This is a genomic window from Mesorhizobium sp. M00.F.Ca.ET.216.01.1.1, assembly GCF_004010325.2.
In the GTDB taxonomy this organism is placed as follows: Bacteria; Pseudomonadota; Alphaproteobacteria; order Rhizobiales; family Rhizobiaceae; genus Mesorhizobium.
In genome coordinates this window covers 1-286 of the sequence record NZ_SADR02000548.1, presented here as the reverse complement: position 1 = coordinate 286, position 286 = coordinate 1, and the positions used below count along the sequence as shown (strand labels likewise).

1 protein-coding gene is annotated in these 286 nt (G+C 66.4%); it reads left to right on the top strand.

Annotation, left to right across the window (positions count from 1 at the left end; translation table 11 throughout):
* Positions 1-286, top strand: a 286-nt coding sequence (locus tag EN859_RS37400; protein ID WP_135913760.1) for an ROK family protein, incomplete at both ends; no start/stop codon positions are given.

Sequence of the window (286 nt, the reverse complement as noted above, 5' to 3'; positions counted from 1 at the left end):
AAGGCCGCCATCATCAACGCAAAAGGCGAGATGCAAACCGAGCGCGTGCGGGTGGCCACGCCGCACCCTTGCACGCCGGAGCAACTGGTCGACGCGTTGGCCACGCTGGTCGAGCCGCTCATCGCGAAGGCGCCCGCGCAGTTGATGTCGATCGGCTTTCCCGGCGTGGTGCGCGACAACCGCATTCTGACGGCGCCGCACTTCGGCGTGGAAGGCTGGCGCAACTTTGCGCTTGCCGACCTGCTCGCGCAAAAACTCGGCGGCGTGCCGGTACGCATGATCAACG